General features: G+C 71.1%; 15 protein-coding genes and 2 tRNA genes. 5 read left to right on the top strand and 12 right to left on the bottom strand.

All coding sequences use genetic code 11. The annotated features are described in order from the left end of the window. Window positions 1-52 precede the first annotated feature (52 nt). From ACLQ22_RS11870 to gyrB, 6 genes are all read right to left on the bottom strand, one after another. Window positions 53-128: transfer RNA gene (locus ACLQ22_RS11870), tRNA-Ala, on the bottom strand. 41 nt (window positions 129-169) lie between these two features. Further along, the gene (locus tag ACLQ22_RS11865; RefSeq protein WP_231920970.1) at window positions 170-298 is read right to left on the bottom strand and encodes a DLW-39 family protein; all 129 of its coding nucleotides are present in this window, start codon (window positions 296-298) and stop codon (window positions 170-172) included. 42 nt (window positions 299-340) lie between these two features. Next, window positions 341-414: transfer RNA gene (locus ACLQ22_RS11860), tRNA-Ile, on the bottom strand. Window positions 415-624: 210 nt separating this feature from the next. Beyond that, window positions 625-1536, bottom strand: a complete 912-nt coding sequence (locus tag ACLQ22_RS11855; protein WP_425692312.1) for a DUF3566 domain-containing protein — start codon at window positions 1534-1536, stop codon at window positions 625-627. A gap of 4 nt (window positions 1537-1540) precedes the next feature. Then, on the bottom strand, window positions 1541-4060 hold the full coding sequence (gyrA, locus tag ACLQ22_RS11850) for a DNA gyrase subunit A (protein ID WP_425692311.1): 2520 nt from the start codon (window positions 4058-4060) through the stop codon (window positions 1541-1543). Between the two features lie 130 nt (window positions 4061-4190). Next, window positions 4191-6137, bottom strand: coding sequence for a DNA topoisomerase (ATP-hydrolyzing) subunit B (gyrB, locus tag ACLQ22_RS11845; protein ID WP_425692310.1), 1947 nt, complete (start codon window positions 6135-6137; stop codon window positions 4191-4193). Window positions 6138-6644: 507 nt separating this feature from the next. On the opposite strand from gyrB, the gene ACLQ22_RS11840 reads away from it, so the two are divergent. Continuing rightward, complete coding sequence (locus tag ACLQ22_RS11840) at window positions 6645-7199, top strand: hypothetical protein (RefSeq protein WP_366641497.1); 555 nt, start codon at window positions 6645-6647, stop codon at window positions 7197-7199. Here ACLQ22_RS11840 and ACLQ22_RS11835 read toward each other — a convergent pair. Then, window positions 7184-7666, bottom strand: coding sequence for a MarR family winged helix-turn-helix transcriptional regulator (locus tag ACLQ22_RS11835; protein WP_425692309.1), 483 nt, complete (start codon window positions 7664-7666; stop codon window positions 7184-7186). The two genes, ACLQ22_RS11840 and ACLQ22_RS11835, sit on opposite strands and share 16 nt — an antisense overlap. Window positions 7667-7760: 94 nt before the next feature. Between ACLQ22_RS11835 and ACLQ22_RS11830 the strand changes: the two genes are divergently transcribed. Beyond that, a complete protein-coding gene (locus tag ACLQ22_RS11830; RefSeq protein WP_425692308.1) occupies window positions 7761-7988 on the top strand; it encodes a hypothetical protein in 228 nt (75 codons plus the stop codon). Window positions 7989-7991: 3 nt separating this feature from the next. Here ACLQ22_RS11830 and ACLQ22_RS11825 read toward each other — a convergent pair whose 3' ends face one another. The 5 genes from ACLQ22_RS11825 to dnaA all read right to left on the bottom strand — a co-directional run bounded on the left by ACLQ22_RS11825 (window position 7992) and on the right by dnaA (window position 14384). Beyond that, window positions 7992-8606: a DUF721 domain-containing protein gene (locus ACLQ22_RS11825; protein ID WP_425692307.1), complete on the bottom strand. Its 615-nt coding sequence runs from the start codon at window positions 8604-8606 to the stop codon at window positions 7992-7994. After that, on the bottom strand, window positions 8596-9729 hold the full coding sequence (recF, locus tag ACLQ22_RS11820; protein WP_425692306.1) for a DNA replication/repair protein RecF: 1134 nt from the start codon (window positions 9727-9729) through the stop codon (window positions 8596-8598). The genes ACLQ22_RS11825 and recF overlap by 11 nt, the downstream gene beginning before the upstream one ends. A gap of 17 nt (window positions 9730-9746) precedes the next feature. Next, complete coding sequence (gene gnd, locus ACLQ22_RS11815; RefSeq protein ID WP_366641500.1) at window positions 9747-10619, bottom strand: phosphogluconate dehydrogenase (NAD(+)-dependent, decarboxylating); 873 nt, start codon at window positions 10617-10619, stop codon at window positions 9747-9749. Window positions 10620-10660: 41 nt separating this feature from the next. Then, window positions 10661-11794, bottom strand: coding sequence for a DNA polymerase III subunit beta (dnaN, locus tag ACLQ22_RS11810; RefSeq protein ID WP_425692305.1), 1134 nt, complete (start codon window positions 11792-11794; stop codon window positions 10661-10663). 778 nt (window positions 11795-12572) lie between these two features. Continuing rightward, window positions 12573-14384, bottom strand: coding sequence for a chromosomal replication initiator protein DnaA (dnaA, locus tag ACLQ22_RS11805; RefSeq protein WP_425692474.1), 1812 nt, complete (start codon window positions 14382-14384; stop codon window positions 12573-12575). A 660-nt stretch (window positions 14385-15044) separates the two neighbouring features. On the opposite strand from dnaA, the gene rpmH reads away from it, so the two are divergent. The 3 genes from rpmH to yidD are packed head-to-tail and all read left to right on the top strand — an operon-like array spanning window position 15045 to window position 15918. Then, window positions 15045-15182 (top strand): 50S ribosomal protein L34, encoded by a 138-nt coding sequence (gene rpmH / locus ACLQ22_RS11800; RefSeq protein ID WP_089002791.1) that lies wholly within the window; start codon window positions 15045-15047, stop codon window positions 15180-15182. Window positions 15183-15217: 35 nt separating this feature from the next. Continuing rightward, window positions 15218-15634, top strand: coding sequence for a ribonuclease P protein component (gene rnpA, locus ACLQ22_RS11795; protein ID WP_121397402.1), 417 nt, complete (start codon window positions 15218-15220; stop codon window positions 15632-15634). 44 nt (window positions 15635-15678) lie between these two features. Continuing rightward, window positions 15679-15918, top strand: a complete 240-nt coding sequence (yidD, locus tag ACLQ22_RS11790) for a membrane protein insertion efficiency factor YidD (RefSeq protein ID WP_207914193.1) — start codon at window positions 15679-15681, stop codon at window positions 15916-15918. Window positions 15919-15920: the final 2 nt, after the last annotated feature.

Genomic DNA, 15920 nt, shown 5'->3' with positions numbered 1-15920 from the left:
CTTGGCTGTACGAATGGCTGTACTCGGGGGCGAGATCAACCAAGAAAAGTGCTGGTGGAGCCCAGGGGACTCGAACCCCTAACCCCTGCCTTGCAAAGGCAGTGCTCTGCCAGTTGAGCTAGGGCCCCCGGGGCGGACGACGCCGCCGGTGCCGGCAGTGCCAGCGGGATCAGCGCAGGTCGGGCGCGGTGGTCGCCTCGTGCCAGAGGGCGCGCTCGTCGTTGGAAGCCTTGACCTTCCTGGCCACCACTGCTGCCACACCGACGATGCCGGCCAGGATCAGAAGCTTCTTGAACATGGGGCCTACCCTCGCGCTCGACTGCCGTCGGACGATGTGCGGTGGGGCTAGCTGGAATCGAACCAGCGACCTCAGAGTTATCAGCTCTGCGCTCTAACCGACTGAGCTATAGCCCCGCGTGGCGACGAGCAAGGTTAACCCATCCGTCCGTCCGGCCCCAAATCGGGGGCCGCTGCGACGTCCGGGCGTTTGCCGTCGCCTCTGAACCTACCGGAGGCTCCGCATCCGGCCCACCCGATTACGCCGCCGTGCGGCCCGGTGACGTGCCGCAAGACGCACGGAAGCCGGGGCTCCGCGCTCGGCGGTGCCCCGGCTTCCGAGGTGGTTCAGTCGCGCTCGGCCAGGGTCAGCTCGATGCCGCCGACCAGGTCCGCGCAGACGTTGTAGACGAACGCCCCGAGCGTGGCGAGTGCCGTGAACAGCACGACGTTGACCAGGCCGATCAGCGCCGAGCTGAGGATCACGCCCTTGGCGGTGATCTGGAAGCCGCTGGTGCTCTGGCCGCCGCCCGCGCTGACCAGGTCGGTCAGGCTGTCGTTGACGCTGGTGAACACGCCCATCGCGTCGAGGGCCAGGTAGAGCACCGAGGTGGCCACCACCACGACGATGAAGAGCACCACCGAGACCGCGAACGCGAACTTCATGACGGACCAGGGGTCGATCCGCTTGAGGTTCAGCCGGGCCCGGCGCGGCCCGCGCGACGCGGCCGAGCTGACCGACGTACGCGCGGCGCGTACCGCGTCACCCACGCGGGCCGCCCCGACGGCTGCGGCGCCGCCGATCCCCGGCGGCAGGCCGCCCCCGTTGGCGGGGCGGCCGGCGGCGGTCGGGCGCGCGCCGTCCGACTGCGGCTTCGCGGTGCCCGTGACACGCGGCTGGGTGCCCGTGGCGCCCGTGACCCGCGGCTGTGTCCCGGTGGTGCCGGTCGACTGGCCGGCACCGACCTTCAGCGGCTGCGTCGTCGTCGGTGTGGCGGCGGCCGGCTTGGCGGCGGGGGCCGGCTTGTCGACCCCCACCGCTTCGGTCCGCTCCGGCGCGTCCCCGTCCTCCGAGGGCTTGTCCGGAGGCGGTGTCATTCCGGGAGCCCGGGTGAATTTCGGGGCAGGCGCGTCGGCGGGGACGGTGGCCCGACCCACGGCCGCGCGGCCGGTCGCTGGTGTGCCGCTCTTCGCGGCCTCCTCGTCGACCGGGGTGGCCGAGGTCCCCGTGTTCCCCGACTTCGCCTGTGTCTCCGTCATTCAACTAGTCCTGTTCGTCAGGCTCGTCGGCATTGCGAGCAATCGCCACGATAGTCACGCCATCCGGAAGGTCCATCAGCTTGACCCCCATTGTGTTCCGGTCACGCGTACGGCGTACAGGCTTCACCGGAGTCCGGATGACACCACCGTTGCTGGTGATCGCGAACAGCTCGTCGTCCGGGTCGATCACCACCGCGCCGACCAGACCACCGCGCCGCTCGGTGATCTTCGCAGTCAGCACGCCCTTACCTCCCCGGCCCTGCACGGGGTATTCCTCGATCGGGGTGCGTTTCGCGAATCCCCCGTTCGTGGCCACGAGGACGTCCAGCCCTTCGCGGACCACCTCCATGGCCAGCAGGACGTCGTCCTCGCTGAAGCGCATGCCGATGACGCCCGAGGTGGCCCGCCCCATCGGGCGCAGCGCCTCGTCGCTCGCGTTGAACCGGATCGCCTGCGCGTTCTTCGACACCAGCAGCAGATCCTCCTCCGGCGCGACCAGCGCCGCCCCGACCAGCTCGTCCTCGTCGCGCAGGTTGATCGCGATGATGCCGCCGGACCGGGGGGAGTCGAACTCCTCGAGCCGAGTCTTCTTCACCAGGCCGTTCTTCGTGGCAAGTACCAGGTAGGGGGCCACCTGGTAGTTCGGAATCTCGATGATCTGCGCGATCTGCTCGTCGGGCTGGAACGCGAGCAGGTTGGCCACGTGCTGGCCCTTGGCCACCCTACTGGCCTCGGGAAGCTCGTACGCCTTCGCCCGGTAGACGCGCCCCTTGTTGGTGAAGAAGAGCATCCAGTCGTGCGTCGAGCATACGAAGAAGTGGCTGACGATGTCGTCCTGCCGGAGCGTCGCCCCGCTGACGCCCTTGCCGCCGCGGCGCTGGGACCGGTAGAGGTCGACCTTGGTCCGCTTCGCGTAACCCGTACGGGTGATCGTGACGACCACGTCCTCGCGGGCGATGAGGTCCTCCATGGAGACCTCGCCCTCGAACGGCACGATCTTGGTGCGCCGCTCGTCGCCCCACTTGGCGACGATCTCGCCCAGCTCCTCAGAGACGATCCTGCGCTGCCGCTCGGGCTTGGCGAGGATGTCCTTGAGGTCGGCGATCTCCAGCTCCAGCTTGGCCAGGTCGTCGAGGATCCGCTGCCGCTCCAACGCGGCGAGCCGGCGCAGCTGCATGTCGAGGATCGCGGTCGCCTGGATCTCGTCGATCTCCAGCAGCCGGATCAGGCCCTGCCGGGCATCCTCGACGGTGGGCGAGCGCCGGATCAGGGCGATCACCTCGTCGAGGGCGTCCAGGGCCTTGGACAGACCGCGCAGGATGTGCGCCCGCTCCTCCGCCTTGCGCAGCCGGAACGCCGTCCGCCGGCGGATCACGTCGATCTGGTGCTCGACGTAGTAGCGGATGAACTGGGCCAGGTTCAGCGTGCGCGGCACCCCGTCGACCAGCGCCAGCATGTTGGCGCCGAAGGTCTCCTGGAGCTGGGTGTGCTTGTAGAGGTTGTTCAGCACCACCTTGGCGACCGCGTCGCGCTTGAGCACGAGCACGATCCGCATGCCCGTACGCCCGGAGGACTCGTCGCGGATGTCGGCGATGCCGGCGAGCTTGCCCTCCTTGATCAGCTCGGCGATCCGCTCGGCCAGGTTGTCCGGGTTCACCTGGTAGGGCAGCTCGCTGACGACCAGGCAGGGGCGGCCCCGCTTGTCCTCCTCGACCTCCACCACGGCCCGCATCCGGATCGACCCGCGCCCGGTGCGGTACGCGTCCTGGATCGCCTGCGTGCCCACGATCAGGCCGTGGGTGGGGAAGTCGGGCCCCTTGACGATCTCCAGCAGCGCGTCGAGGGTGGTGGCCTCGTCCTCCTCCGGGTGCTCCAGGCACCACTGCACCGCCGCGCCGATCTCGCGCAGGTTGTGCGGCGGGATCTTGGTGGCCATGCCGACCGCGATGCCCTCGGAGCCGTTGACGAGGAGGTTCGGGATCCGCGACGGCAGGATGGTGGGCTCCTTGGCCCGGCCGTCGTAGTTGTCCTGAAGATCGACGGTGTCCTCGTCGATGTCCCGCAGCATCTCCATGGCCAGCGGGTCGAGCTTGCACTCGGTGTAGCGCATGGCGGCAGCAGGATCGTTGCCCGGCGAGCCGAAGTTGCCGTTGCCGTCGACCAGCGGGTAGCGCAGCGACCAGGGCTGCGCCATCCGGACCAGCGCGTCGTAGATCGCCGAGTCGCCGTGCGGGTGGAACTGGCCCATCACGTCGCCGACCACGCGGGAGCACTTCACGTAGCCCCGGTCCGGCCGGTAGCCGGAGTCGAACATGGCGTAGAGGATCTTGCGGTGGACCGGCTTGAGCCCGTCCCGGACGTCCGGCAGCGCCCGCCCGACGATGACGCTCATCGCGTAGTCGAGGTAGGAGCGCTGCATCTCCACCTCGAGCCCGACCGGTTCGATGCGGTCGTGCGCGACGACGGCGGCGACGGTCTCGGGGAGCTCGGGCTCGTTGGGTGTGGACTCGGGGATATCGGTCACTGTTAACCCTTATCAGACTCAGAGTCGTTTTCGTGCTGTGGATAACGGCTGTGGATACCGGCCGCTCTGTGGATAACTCTGTGGATCGGCGGGCTGGCCGGTGGACGACCGGCCGGCCCGCCGGGACCTGTCAGATGTCCAGGAACCGGACGTCCTTGGCGTTGCGCTGGATGAACGAGCGGCGCGCCTCGACGTCCTCACCCATCAGCACGCTGAACAACTCGTCGGCGGTGGCCGCGTCGTCGAGCGTGACCTGACGCAGCGTACGCGTTGCCGGATTCATCGTGGTCTCCCACAGTTCGGGGTAGTTCATCTCGCCGAGGCCCTTGAACCGCTGGATGTCGTCCGGCTTCGCGTTCGGCTTCTTCTGCTGGCGCAGCGCGATCAGGCCGTCCCGCTCGCGGTCCGAGTACGCGTACTGCGCGTCGTCGCCGCGCTTGTTCCACTTGATCTTGTAGAGCGGCGGGGCGGCCAGGTAGACGTGCCCCATCTCGACCAGCGGGCGCATGAAGCGGAAGAGCAGCGTGAGCAGCAGCGTCTGGATGTGCTGGCCGTCGACGTCGGCGTCGGCCATCAGCACCACCTTGTGGTAGCGCAGCTTCTCCATGTCGAAGTCGTCGTGGATGCCGGTGCCCAGCGCGGTGATCAGCGCCTGGACCTCGTTGTTCTTCAGCACCCGGTCGATCCGGGCCTTCTCCACGTTGAGGATCTTGCCGCGGATCGGCAGGATCGCCTGGGTCCGGGGGTCGCGGCCCTGCTTGGCCGAGCCACCGGCCGAGTCGCCCTCGACGATGAAGACCTCGGACTCGCGCGGGTCGGTGGACTGGCAGTCGGCAAGCTTGCCCGGCATCGAGCCGGACTCCAGCAGGGACTTGCGCCGGGCCAGCTTGCGCGCCTGCTGCGCGGCGATCCGGGCCCGGGCGGCCTGGGAGGCCTTCTGGATGATGATCTTCGCCTCGGCCGGGTTGCGGTCGAACCAGTCGACCAGCCACTCGTTGCAGACCCGCTGCACGAAGCTCTTCACCGGGGTGTTGCCCAGCTTGGTCTTGGTCTGGCCCTCGAACTGCGGGTTGGCCAGCTTGACCGAGATGATCGCGGCCAGGCCCTCGCGGATGTCCTCGCCGGAGAGCTTCTCGTCGCCCTTGAGCAGCTTCTTGTCGGCGCCGTAGCGGTTGACGACGCTGGTCAGCGCGGCCCGGAAGCCCTCCTCGTGGGTGCCGCCCTCGTGCGTGTTGATGGTGTTGGCGAAGGTGTAGACCGACTCGCCGTACGACTCGTTCCACTGCATGGCGATCTCGACCGACATGCCCTCCTCCTCGGAGCCGAACTCGACCACGGTCTTGTGGATCGGGTTCTTCGAGGCGTTGAGGTGCCGGACGAAGTCGGCGATGCCGCCCTTGTAGCAGAAGGTGACCTCGCGCGGCTTGCCCTCCTCGCCCTCCGGGACCCGCTCGTCGAGCAGGTGGATGGTGAGGCCCCGGTTGAGGAAGGCCATCTCCTGGAGCCGCCGGTAGATGGTCTGGAAGTCGAAGTCGACCGTCTCGAAGACGTCGGCGTCGGGCCAGAAGGCGACCGCGGAGCCGGTGCGGTCGGTGGACTCGCCCTTCTCCAGCGGGGTCGGCTTGGAGTTGTGGTACTCCTGCCGCCAGACGAAGCCGGACTTGTGGATCTCCACCGCCATCTTCGTGGAGAGGGCGTTCACCACGGAGACGCCGACGCCGTGCAGACCGCCGGAGACCGCGTACGCCTTGCCGTCGAACTTGCCGCCCGCGTGCAGCACGGTCAGCGCCACCTCGACACCCGGCTTCTTCAGCTTCGGGTGCAGGTCGACCGGGAAACCCCGGCCGTTGTCGGTGACCCGGACCCCGCCGTCGGCGAGCAGCACCACGTCGATGGTGTCGCAGTGGCCGGCCAGCGCCTCGTCCACCGCGTTGTCGACGACCTCCCACACCAGGTGGTGCAGACCGCGCTCACCGGTCGACCCGATGTACATACCGGGGCGCTTCCGGACCGCCTCCAGCCCCTCGAGAACGGTGATCGACCCGGCGCCGTACTCCTGCTTGTCCTGCGCTGCCACCCTCGGCCACTTTCTCGCGCCGTCCGCACCTGGTGGCGCGTCGGGCGCGGGTTCGGCGGACAGGACGCGACGTCGACGCGCGGACCGGCACCGGGGACAATTCCGGAGTACGGGTCGAACGCGCCGGTCGCCGCGGTTGCCCGCGGATCGCGATCGGCTCGACCCGACGTGGACAATGATCGCGGGCCCCGCTCCGGGCCCGTGTCTCGTCGCTCCGCACCGGGTCTTCGTCTCAGGGTCAATCTTACTGTGCGCGGACGACAGAACCACCACTCGGCACCCCTGCGAGGGGGCTGAGACCGACGTAGCCGGCCGAACCGCGCCGCCCGCGACTCCCCCTACACGCCAGGGGGCGATCGGGGGCGCCGCCGCCTGACGATCGGTGCCGGTCGGACGGCCGGGAACGCCACCGGCGCCACGCCGTCGGCCCGGCCTTGATCTTTTCGGGCCGGAACCGGACGATCGAGCCGATACGAACTACCCGTGCTCTCGAAGAGGTGACGCCAGATGGGGCTGGACAACGTCGCGGTGCAGTGGCCGCGGACCGGCCGCTTCTACGATCCGGTCGCGCCGGCCGAGTTCGTCGACTTCGGCGACATCGTCGACATGCCCCGCATCTCCGCGCCGACCGCGGCGCTCGCCGAACTGATCGCCAAGACCGGCACCGTGCGGGCGACCGCGTACACCGAACTGGTCGACCTCCTGCTCGGCCTGGAGGGTGTGCTCTACGCCACGGACGCGGCGGCCGAGGACGAGGATCCGGTGATCGATCCGGACGGCTGCGCCTGGGTCGCCGGCGGCATCGAGCGGTTCGTGGCGGGCCACCGCCCGTACGGCGAGGCCGTCACCTTCGACTCGGTGAGCCAGGTGCTGCGGTCGCTGCTCGCCGACGGGCGGTTGGCCGAGCAGCAGCTGCGCTGGCTCGACAGCCGCCTGGACGCGCTGCGCGACGAGAGCGGCGAGCCGCCGCAGTGGAACTTCACCTGCGCCGAGCTGGCGGTGCTGGCGGCCTTCTACCGGCGCTGCGCCGACCGCGGCTTCGCCGTCTACGCCGACGCCTGACCTCTTCCGGCGGCGGACCCGCCCGCGCGGTTGGCGGCGTCGATGACGCGGGTCAGCACGGCGTGCAGGTGGCGCAGGTCCTCGACCGGCATGCCGAGCCGTTCGACGATCGCGGGCGGAATCTGCTCGGCCCTATCCCGCAGGGCCCGACCGGCGGCGGTCAGCGTCACCGCGAGGCTCCGCTCGTCGTCGGGGTCCCGCTCGCGCCGGACGTAGCCGGCCGCCTCCAGCCGCTTGAGCAGGGGTGACAGCGTGCCCGGGTCGAGCTGGAGCAGGCGGCTGAGGTCGCGTACGGACAGCGGCGCGTGCTGCCAGAGCGCGAGCATCACCAGGTACTGCGGGTGGGTGAGCCCCATCGGCTCCAGCAGCGGCCGGTAGACGGCGACGACGCCGCGCGCGGCGACGGAGAGCGCGAAGCACACCTGCTGTTCCAGCGCCAGGGGATCCCCGTCGAGCTGGTCGGTCACGGTCGGGCCTCCTCGTCGTCGTTGCGAGCGTACCAATGATTGGTGTACCAATGGTTTGTACGCCAAACGTTCCCGTCGTTCCGGAGGCCAGGCGATGACCGACGAGAAGCCCACCCCGAAGGCCCCGGGCGAGGGCGGCCGCCTGATGGCCTGGGCGTTCCGGCGCCTCGCGGGCCCGCCGGAGGTCCAGGGAGCGGTGCAGGGCGGCTCGAACCACGCCCGGGAGGCGTGGAAGCGGGACCTGGAGCGGCGCAAGCAGTGGAGCCGCGAGCAGCGGGAACGCAAGCGCGCCGAGCGGGAGGCCCGGCGCGAGGGTCGCTGACCGTCAGCCGTAGGTGTCCCGCGGTCCGCGGCCGCGGACCCGGCGCGGGCCCTTCGACCAGGAGGGCGCGGCGGGGCCGTGGATGTGCAGCTTGCGCACCACGTTGTGGCCGACCTCGCTGGCGATCTGCTTGAGCAGCGAGCCGGCCAGCAGCCGCAGCTGGGTGGCCCACGCGGTCGAGCGGGCCTCCACGGTCAGCTCGCCGTCCTCCAGCTTCACCGGCCGGCTGTGCTGGGCCACCTCCGGGCCCACCACCCGCTCCCAGGCGCCGAACACCGTCGCCTCGGCTGCCGGCTGCTGCCAGCCGCGCGCCTTGACGAGCCGGTTGAGCACCGCGCCGAGCGGCTGCGGGTCGCGCGGGTCCGGCCCGGGGCCGGAGTATCCGCGCAGGCGCCGCTGGCCGCCCTCGCCGTCGCCGCCACCCCCGCCGGGGGTACGCCGACGCGTCCGGGCCGCCGACTCGCGGCGGGCCCGCGCCGCGTCCAGCACGGCCCGCGCCAGCTCGGGGCCGCTCGCCCCGGCCGCGTCGCCGCCCGCCGCGCTGCCGGAGTCGCCGCCGGTCGTTCCGCCGCCACGGCCCGGGCCGAGCCGGGCCGGCGGAAGCTGCTCATCCGACACGTCGCACCGTTCCCTCGCCCACGGCGTACCGGGTGCCGCGCAGGGACACCGGCACGTCCTCGTCGACCGCGCAGGTCACCAGCAGCTGGCTCGCCCCGCCGACCAGCTCCGCCAGCCGCTCCCGCCGCCCGGCGTCCAGCTCGGCGAAGACGTCGTCGAGCACCAGCACGGGCTCGATGCCGTCGGAACGCAGCAGGTCGTAGCCGGCGAGCCGCAGCGCCAGGGCGTACGACCAGGACTCACCGTGGCTCGCGTACCCCTTGGCGGGCAGCGGGCCCAGCGTGAGCGCCAGCTCGTCGCGGTGCGGGCCGACCAGGGTGGTGCCCCGCTCCACCTCGGCGGCGCGGGACTCGACGAGTGCGGCGGTCAGCGCCGCCGCCAGTGTCTCCCGGTCGGTGGTGGGCTCCGCCAGCTCCACCGACGGCCGGTACGCGATCCCGGCGGCCCCCCGTCCCGCCGCCACCGCGTCGTACGCCTTCGTCACGTGCGGGCTCAGCGCCGCGACCAGTTCCAGCCGGCCGGCGAGGAGTTCGGCGCCGTGTCGGGCCAGATGCGTGTCCCAGACCGCCAGGGTCGACAGGTCCCCGCCCCGCGACCCGCCCGTCTTGCGGGCCAGGTACGCGGTGCGCAGCAACGCGTTGCGCTGCTTGACCACCCGCTCGTAGTCGGCCCGCACCCCGGCGTACCGGGGCTGGCGGCTGACCAGCAGGTCGTCGAGGTAGCGGCGGCGCTCGGCCGGGTCGCCCCGGACGAGTTCCAGGTCCTCCGGGGCGAACAGCACGAGCCGCAGCGCGCCGAGCACGTCCCGTGCCCGGCGGGCCGGCGACCGCCCCAGCCGGGCCCGGTTGGCCTTGCCCGGGACGATCTCCAGCTCGATCAGCAGCTCGCGCCCCTCGTGCACGACCGCGCAGCGGATCACCGCCGAGGAGGCGCCCATCCGGACGAGGGGGGCGTCCGTGGCGACCCGGTGCGAATCCAGGGTCGCCACGTAGCCCAACGCCTCGACCAGGTTCGTCTTGCCGACGCCGTTGGCGCCGGTCAGGACGTTCGCCCCCGGCTCCAGGTCCACGCCGACCCGCTCGTACGAGCGGAAGTCGACCAGTTCGAGCCGGCGGACGTACACAGGCGCGTGGATTCCGGTCAGCGCTTGCGGACGGCGTGCCCGCCGAACTGCTGGCGCAGCGCGGCGACGGCCTTCATGGCGGGCGAGTCGTCCTGGCGGGAGGCGAAGCGGGCGAAGAGCGAGGCGGTGATCACGTTCAGCGGCACGGCCAGCCGGACCGCCTCGTCGACCGTCCACCGGCCCTCGCCCGTGTCCTCCGTGTAGCCGCTCAGCTCGGCCAGCTCCGGGTCCTCGTCGAGGGCCCGGTCCAGCAGGTCGAGCAGCCAGGAACGGACCACGGTGCCCTCGCGCCAGGACTTGAACACCCCCGGCACGTTGGTGACCAGCTCGGACTTGGCCATCAGCTCGTAGCCCTCGGCGTAGGCGTGCATCAGGCCGTACTCGATGCCGTTGTGCACCATCTTGGCGTAGTGCCCGGCGCCGACCGGCCCGGCGTGCACGAAGCCGAACTCGCCCTCCGGCTTCAGCGACTCGAAGATCGGCATGAGCCGGTCGACGTGCTCCTGGGCGCCGCCGACCATCAGCGCGTAGCCGTTCTGCCGGCCCCAGACGCCGCCGGAGACGCCGGCGTCGAGGTAGCCGATGCCGCGCTCGTTGAGCCGCTCGGCCCGGGGCGCGTCGTCGCTGAAGCGGGAGTTGCCACCGTCGATGATGATGTCGCCCTCGCCGAGGACGTCGGCGAGCTCGTCGATGGTCGCGTCGGTGACGCCGGCGGGGACCATGACCCAGATCGCGCGGGGCGACTCCAGCTTCTCCGCCAGCTCCGCCAGGGTCGCGACATCGCTCAGCTCCGCGTTGTGGTCGAAGCCGACCACCTCGTGCCCGGCGGCGCGCAACCGCTCGCGCATGTTGCCGCCCATCCGGCCGAGCCCTACCAGGCCGAGCTGCATGTGTTCCTACCTCCGTGCGTCGGGGTCTTCTCGGGGTGCGATCAGCGGGAGACGCGGATCGGCATGATGAGGTACCGGTACCCGGGGATGACCTCGCCATCCTCACCGGCGGGCGAAATCACCGCGGGCTTGAAGGCATCGACGAACGAGAGCACGGCGAACTGGGCCCCCAGGTTGGTCAGGCCGTCGATCAGGTACTGGGGGTTGAAGCCGATGGTCAGCGGGTCGCCGGTGAAGGTGGCTTCCATGGCCTCGCTGGCCCGCGCCTCCTCGGTGCCCCCGGCCTCGACCACCAGGCCGTCGGTGCTGAAGCTGAGCAGCACCGGGGTGGTCCGCTCGGCCACCAGGGCGACCCGCTTCACGACCTCGATCAGGGTGCTGACGGGCACCCGCGCCTCGGCGTTGTGGCTGGCCGGGAAGAGCGAGCGCACCGGCGGGTAGTTCGCGCCGTCGAGCAGGCGGCTGGTGGTGCGCCGGGTGCCGCCGGCGAAGCCGATCATTCCCTCGCCGGCCGCGCCCTGGGAGAGCGCCATGATGACCTGGCCACCGATCGGGCCAAGGGCCTTGGCGGTGTCGTGCAGGGTCCGGGCGGGCACGAGGGCGTTGACGCTCACCTCGGGGTCGTCCGGGTTCCACTCCATCTCGCGCAGGGCCAGCCGGTAGCGGTCGGTGGCGAGCATGGCCAGCGTGCCGCCGGAGAGCTCGATGCGTACGCCGGTCATCATCGGCAGCGTCTCGTCGCGCCCGGCGGCGATGGCGACCTGCGCCACCGCGGCGGCGAAGGCGGCGGCGTCGACGGTGCCGGTGCTCTCCGGCATCTCCGGCAGGGACGGGTAGTCCTCGACCGGCATGGTGGGCAGGGTGAACCGGGCGCTGCCGCAGACCAGCTCGAGGTGGGCGCCGACGGCGGCGATGTCCACCGGCTTGGCGGGCAGCGCCTTGGTGATCTCGGCCAGCAGCCGGCCGGAGACGAGGGCGGCGCCGTCGGCGTCCCCCTGCACCTCGACGGTCACCTGGCTGGAGACCTCGTAGTCGAAGCCCGAGACCTGCAGGTTGCCGTCGGTGACGCGCAGCATCACGCCGGCGAGCACCGGTACGGACGGCCGGTTGGGCAGGCTCTTCGCGGTCCAGGCCACGGCCTCGGCGAGCGCGTCGCGCTCCACTCGGAACTTCATCAATGCCTCCGCGTCGACGTCAGCGACAACTCTCTCATGCCGACCGCTGCCTACCGACCCGCCTGTCCGTGCGGGTACCCATCGCACCTTATGGCGCGCGGGCATCGGCCGTGCGTCCGACCCCGTGGATCCAGGTGCCGGGGCGACCGCCGACGGCGGCGCACGGCCCGATCCACAGGAAGTCCAACGGTGATGATTGGTTTTTGTTCTCTTAGAAGAGATAACTCGTCATCTTCATCGCACCTGTGCAAACTGTGGAGAACCCGCGTCTGCGCAGCTCAGACACGTTATCCACCGGTGGTTTACCTGTGGAGAACCCGGGGTACAACTCGCCTCCCGGTCCACAGGCGGCCGGCACCCCCAGGTTGTCCACCGTTGTCCACCGGTTATCCACCGGTAATCCACCGACTTTCTCCCCAGACCTGTGGACAGGCGGAAGCCGTGCGGACGGCGTCATCCCCAGAACCTTCAACAGGTTCCCCACAGGTCGACCGTCGTCGGTGGACAACCGCCGGGTTGTCCCCAGGCGTCCACAGGCTCGTCCCCAGGGTTTGTCCACAACCTGTGGGTAACCATGGGGTGGACGGGCGGTAGTTTTCCACAGGCGGTGGACAACGAGATGTGGACAACGATCGGGGCGGTGGACGGTCACGGCTCAGATGCTGTGGCCTGGACCATGTCGAGGGTCAAGCCGGGCCGGCTGTGGAGAACGAAAAAGCGCCCGACCGGTGGTCCGGTCGGGCGCGTCCGTCGCCGCGCGGCGAGCTGAGGCCGTCGCTCAGGTGTTCTGCTTGATCCGGTTGGTCAGCTCCGCGATCTGGTTGTAGAGCGACCGGCGCTCGGCCATCTGCTGACGGATCTTGCGGTCGGCGTGCATCACGGTCGTGTGGTCGCGGCCGCCGAAGGCCTGCCCGATCCGGGGCAGCGACAGGTCGGTCAGCTCCCGGCACAGGTACATGGCCACCTGGCGGGCGTTCACCAGCACCCGGGAGCGAGAGTGGCCGCGCAGGTCCTCCAGGCTCACCCCGAAGTAGTCGGCGGTGGAGACCATGATCTGGTCCGCGGTGATCTCCGGCCCGGCGCCGTCCGGGATGAAGTCCCGCAGCACCTCCTCGGCCAGCGCCAGCTCGACCGTGGAACGGGTCAGGCTGGCGAACGCCGTCACCCGGATCAGCGCGCCCTCCAGCTCCCGGATCGAGTTCGACACCCGCGAGGCGATGAACTCCAGCACGTCCGGCGGGGCGTAGAGGCGCTCCTGCGCCGCCTTCTTCTGCAGGATCGCGATCCGGGTCTCCAGGTCCGGCGGCTGGATGTCGGCGAGCAGTCCCCACTCGAAGCGGGTACGCAGCCGGTCCTCCAGGGTCGCGAGCTGCTTCGGCGACCGGTCGGAGGTGATCACGATCTGCTTGTTGGCGTTGTGCAGGGTGTTGAACGTGTGGAAGAACTCCTCCTGCGTACGCTCGCGGTTCTCCAGGAACTGGATGTCGTCGATCAGCAGGATGTCGACGTCGCGGTAGCGCCGCTGGAACGCACTGGTCTTGTCGTCCCGGAGCGAGTTGATGAAGTCGTTGGTGAACTCCTCGGTCGAGACGTACCGGACCGAGCGCGCGTTGCCCAGCGTCGTGGCGTAGTGCCCGATGGCGTGCAGCAGGTGCGTCTTGCCGAGCCCCGAGCTGCCGTAGATGAACAGCGGGTTGTACGCCTTCGCCGGCGACTCGGCGACCGCGACGCTCGCCGCGTGGGCGAAGCGGTTGGACGAGCCGATGACGAACGTCTCGAACATGTACTTCGGGTTGAGCCGGTTGCCCCCGCCGTCGGCGCCGGGCATGCGGCGGTCGTCCCGGCCACCGGGCCGGTGATCCGCGCCACCTCGTCCGGGCCCGTTGTCGGTGCCGGTGTCGCGGGGCAGGGCCCGGATCACGTGCTGGTCCCGGGGGGAGACGGCGTCCTCGCGGTAGCGCGGCTCGTACCCCCGGGTGTCGGCCGCCGGCGGGTCCAGCCGGGCGGCCTGCTCGTCGTAGCCCCGGCGCTCGGACGGGTGCCGCGGCGGCGCCGACCGGTCGGGGCGCGGCGGCTCGGCGAAGGCGGTGCTGAACAGGGCCTCCTGCCCGCCACGGTCGCCCAGCCGGTGCCCGTCGTCGCCGGGCGTGGGCGAAGACGCGTCGGGCCGGCGCTGGGGGTGCGCCTGCTCGGGGATGAGTGGCGGCTGCCCGGCGTCGTGGGGCCCGCCGTCCCGCTGCCCGGCCATCCCGTCGTAGTCGGCGTCGGCGTAGCCGCGCGGCCCGCCGTCGTGGTCGGCCGGCCCCGGTTCGGGAACACTGCGGTAGACGGTCCCCGCCGGGCGGCCGGAGCCGTCCTCGGGCAGGCGTACGGTCACCGCGACCTGGATCGGCCGGCCCAGCCGGCGGGTGAGCGCATCCGTGATCGCCGGGCGCAGGCGGGACTCGATCACGTCCCGGGTGAAGGCGTCCGGGACGGAGAGCAGCGCCGTGTCCTCGACGATGGCCCGCAGCCGGGTCAGCCGCAGGTACGCCCGCTGCTGCGCGGAGATGATCTCGTCGGCGAGTTCGTCGGTCGTCGCTGTCCACACCGCGGCAAGGTCGGTCGTACCGGTCACCGTCGTGCCACCCCCTCGCCTCTGCTCCGCCGACGCCGCCGTCTTCTCCGGTCGGCCGTCCCGGGCCCGCCGCGTACGCGCGGGTGGAACGACACCCACCGGACGGCCGACCGGTTCTCGTCCACAAGTTATCCACAGCCTGTGTACGCACCGATTGTGGCCGCCCGCCGGACGCGGGTCGGACCTGCCCCCTGCCTGAACGGGCGCTGAAGCGGGTTCACCGTGCCGAACGATTCACTACCTTGTCCGGTCTTGCCCGCCGGCGACGACCGGACCTTTCGACGCTGACCGCAATCGGGCACGGTAACAGCGTTGTCGGCGCGCCATCAACCGCCGACGCGCGGCGGCCCTTGCCGACATCAGCGAAAACCGTCGCTTTGGTCGCCGGGAAGGCCCGGTGTCCGCCCTGCTGAGGGTGTTTGACGGTGGTTGCCGCCCTGCGTAGGCTGGAATGGCTGCTCTCTCGCCCTCTGCTAGGGTGTTAGGTGCTTGCTGTCCGCGGTCGCTTCCCCGCATCGCCGAGGTCCCGCGCCGCCGGGCAGCACCGATCGGGGGCCACCGCCGAGGTGGCCTGGACCACCACACGATCCCGGCGACCCCTCGCCCGGGGCGTACGAAAACGGAGAGCCTGACGTGAGCAAGCGCACCTACCAGCCGAACAACCGCCGGCGCGCGAAGACCCACGGCTTCCGGCTGCGCATGCGCACCCGTGCCGGCCGCGCCATCCTTTCGACCCGTCGCTCCAAGGGCCGCGCCCGCCTGTCGGCCTGAGGCCGACCGGTCAGGTCCGGGGGACGTGGGCAGTCGTGCTGGCGGCCGCACAGCGACTGCGGCGCAGCACTGACTTCGCCGCAGCGGTCCGGGGTGGTCGACGCGCCGGCCGTGGCGCGGTCGTCGTCCATCTGAGTCTGCCGACAACCCCCGACGCCCCGACAGCAACCTCGCCGGAGCCGGCGCGGAGCAGCGGTACGGAGCAACCCTCCGCACCTGCCCGCGCCGGCTTCGTCGTGTCCAAGGCCGTCGGGAACGCCGTGGTCCGCAACCGGGTCCGGCGTCGCCTGCGACACCTGGTCCGCGAGCGGCTGGCCGGTCTGCCCCCGGGAAGCACCCTGGTCGTACGCGCGCAGCCCGCCGCTGCCGACGCCTCGTACCCGCGACTCGGCGCCGACCTGGACGCGGCGATCGTCGCCGCGAAGGCGCCCCGCGGGCGGCGGTCCCGGTGACCACCGGACCGGCCGGGCCCCGGCCGACGACGATCGGTGCCCGGGTGCTGAGCGGGCCCGTCATCGCGTACCGTCGGTGGATAAGTCCGGCTCTGCCGGCCCGCTGTCGGTTCTACCCGTCGTGCAGCGCCTACGCCCTGGAGGCGGTGGCGGTGCACGGCGCGATCCGGGGAGCTGGCCTGACGGCCCGGCGGCTGTTGCGCTGCCACCCCTTTCACCCAGGTGGACACGACCCGGTGCCGAAGCCGGGCGGCCGCCGCCGCGCCGATGTGACTGGAGCCTGAGA

It is taken from the genome of Micromonospora sp. DT178 (assembly GCF_049841695.1).
Classification (GTDB): domain Bacteria; phylum Actinomycetota; class Actinomycetes; order Mycobacteriales; family Micromonosporaceae; genus Micromonospora.
This window is presented reverse-complemented; position numbering and strand designations above follow the sequence as displayed.

What these genes read in the sequence shown, in the direction of transcription:
- ACLQ22_RS11865 (WP_231920970.1), bottom strand. Translation starts at nt 298, where the DNA reads ATGTTCAAGAAGCTTCTGATCCTGGCCGGCATCGTCGGTGTGGCAGCA.
- ACLQ22_RS11855 (WP_425692312.1), bottom strand. Translation starts at nt 1,536, where the DNA reads ATGACGGAGACACAGGCGAAGTCGGGGAACACGGGGACCTCGGCCACC.
- gnd (WP_366641500.1), bottom strand. Translation starts at nt 10,619, where the DNA reads ATGCAGCTCGGCCTGGTAGGGCTCGGCCGGATGGGCGGCAACATGCGC.
- dnaN (WP_425692305.1), bottom strand. Translation starts at nt 11,794, where the DNA reads ATGAAGTTCCGAGTGGAGCGCGACGCGCTCGCCGAGGCCGTGGCCTGG.
- ACLQ22_RS11840 (WP_366641497.1), top strand. Translation starts at nt 6,645, where the DNA reads ATGGGGCTGGACAACGTCGCGGTGCAGTGGCCGCGGACCGGCCGCTTC.
- ACLQ22_RS11830 (WP_425692308.1), top strand. Translation starts at nt 7,761, where the DNA reads ATGACCGACGAGAAGCCCACCCCGAAGGCCCCGGGCGAGGGCGGCCGC.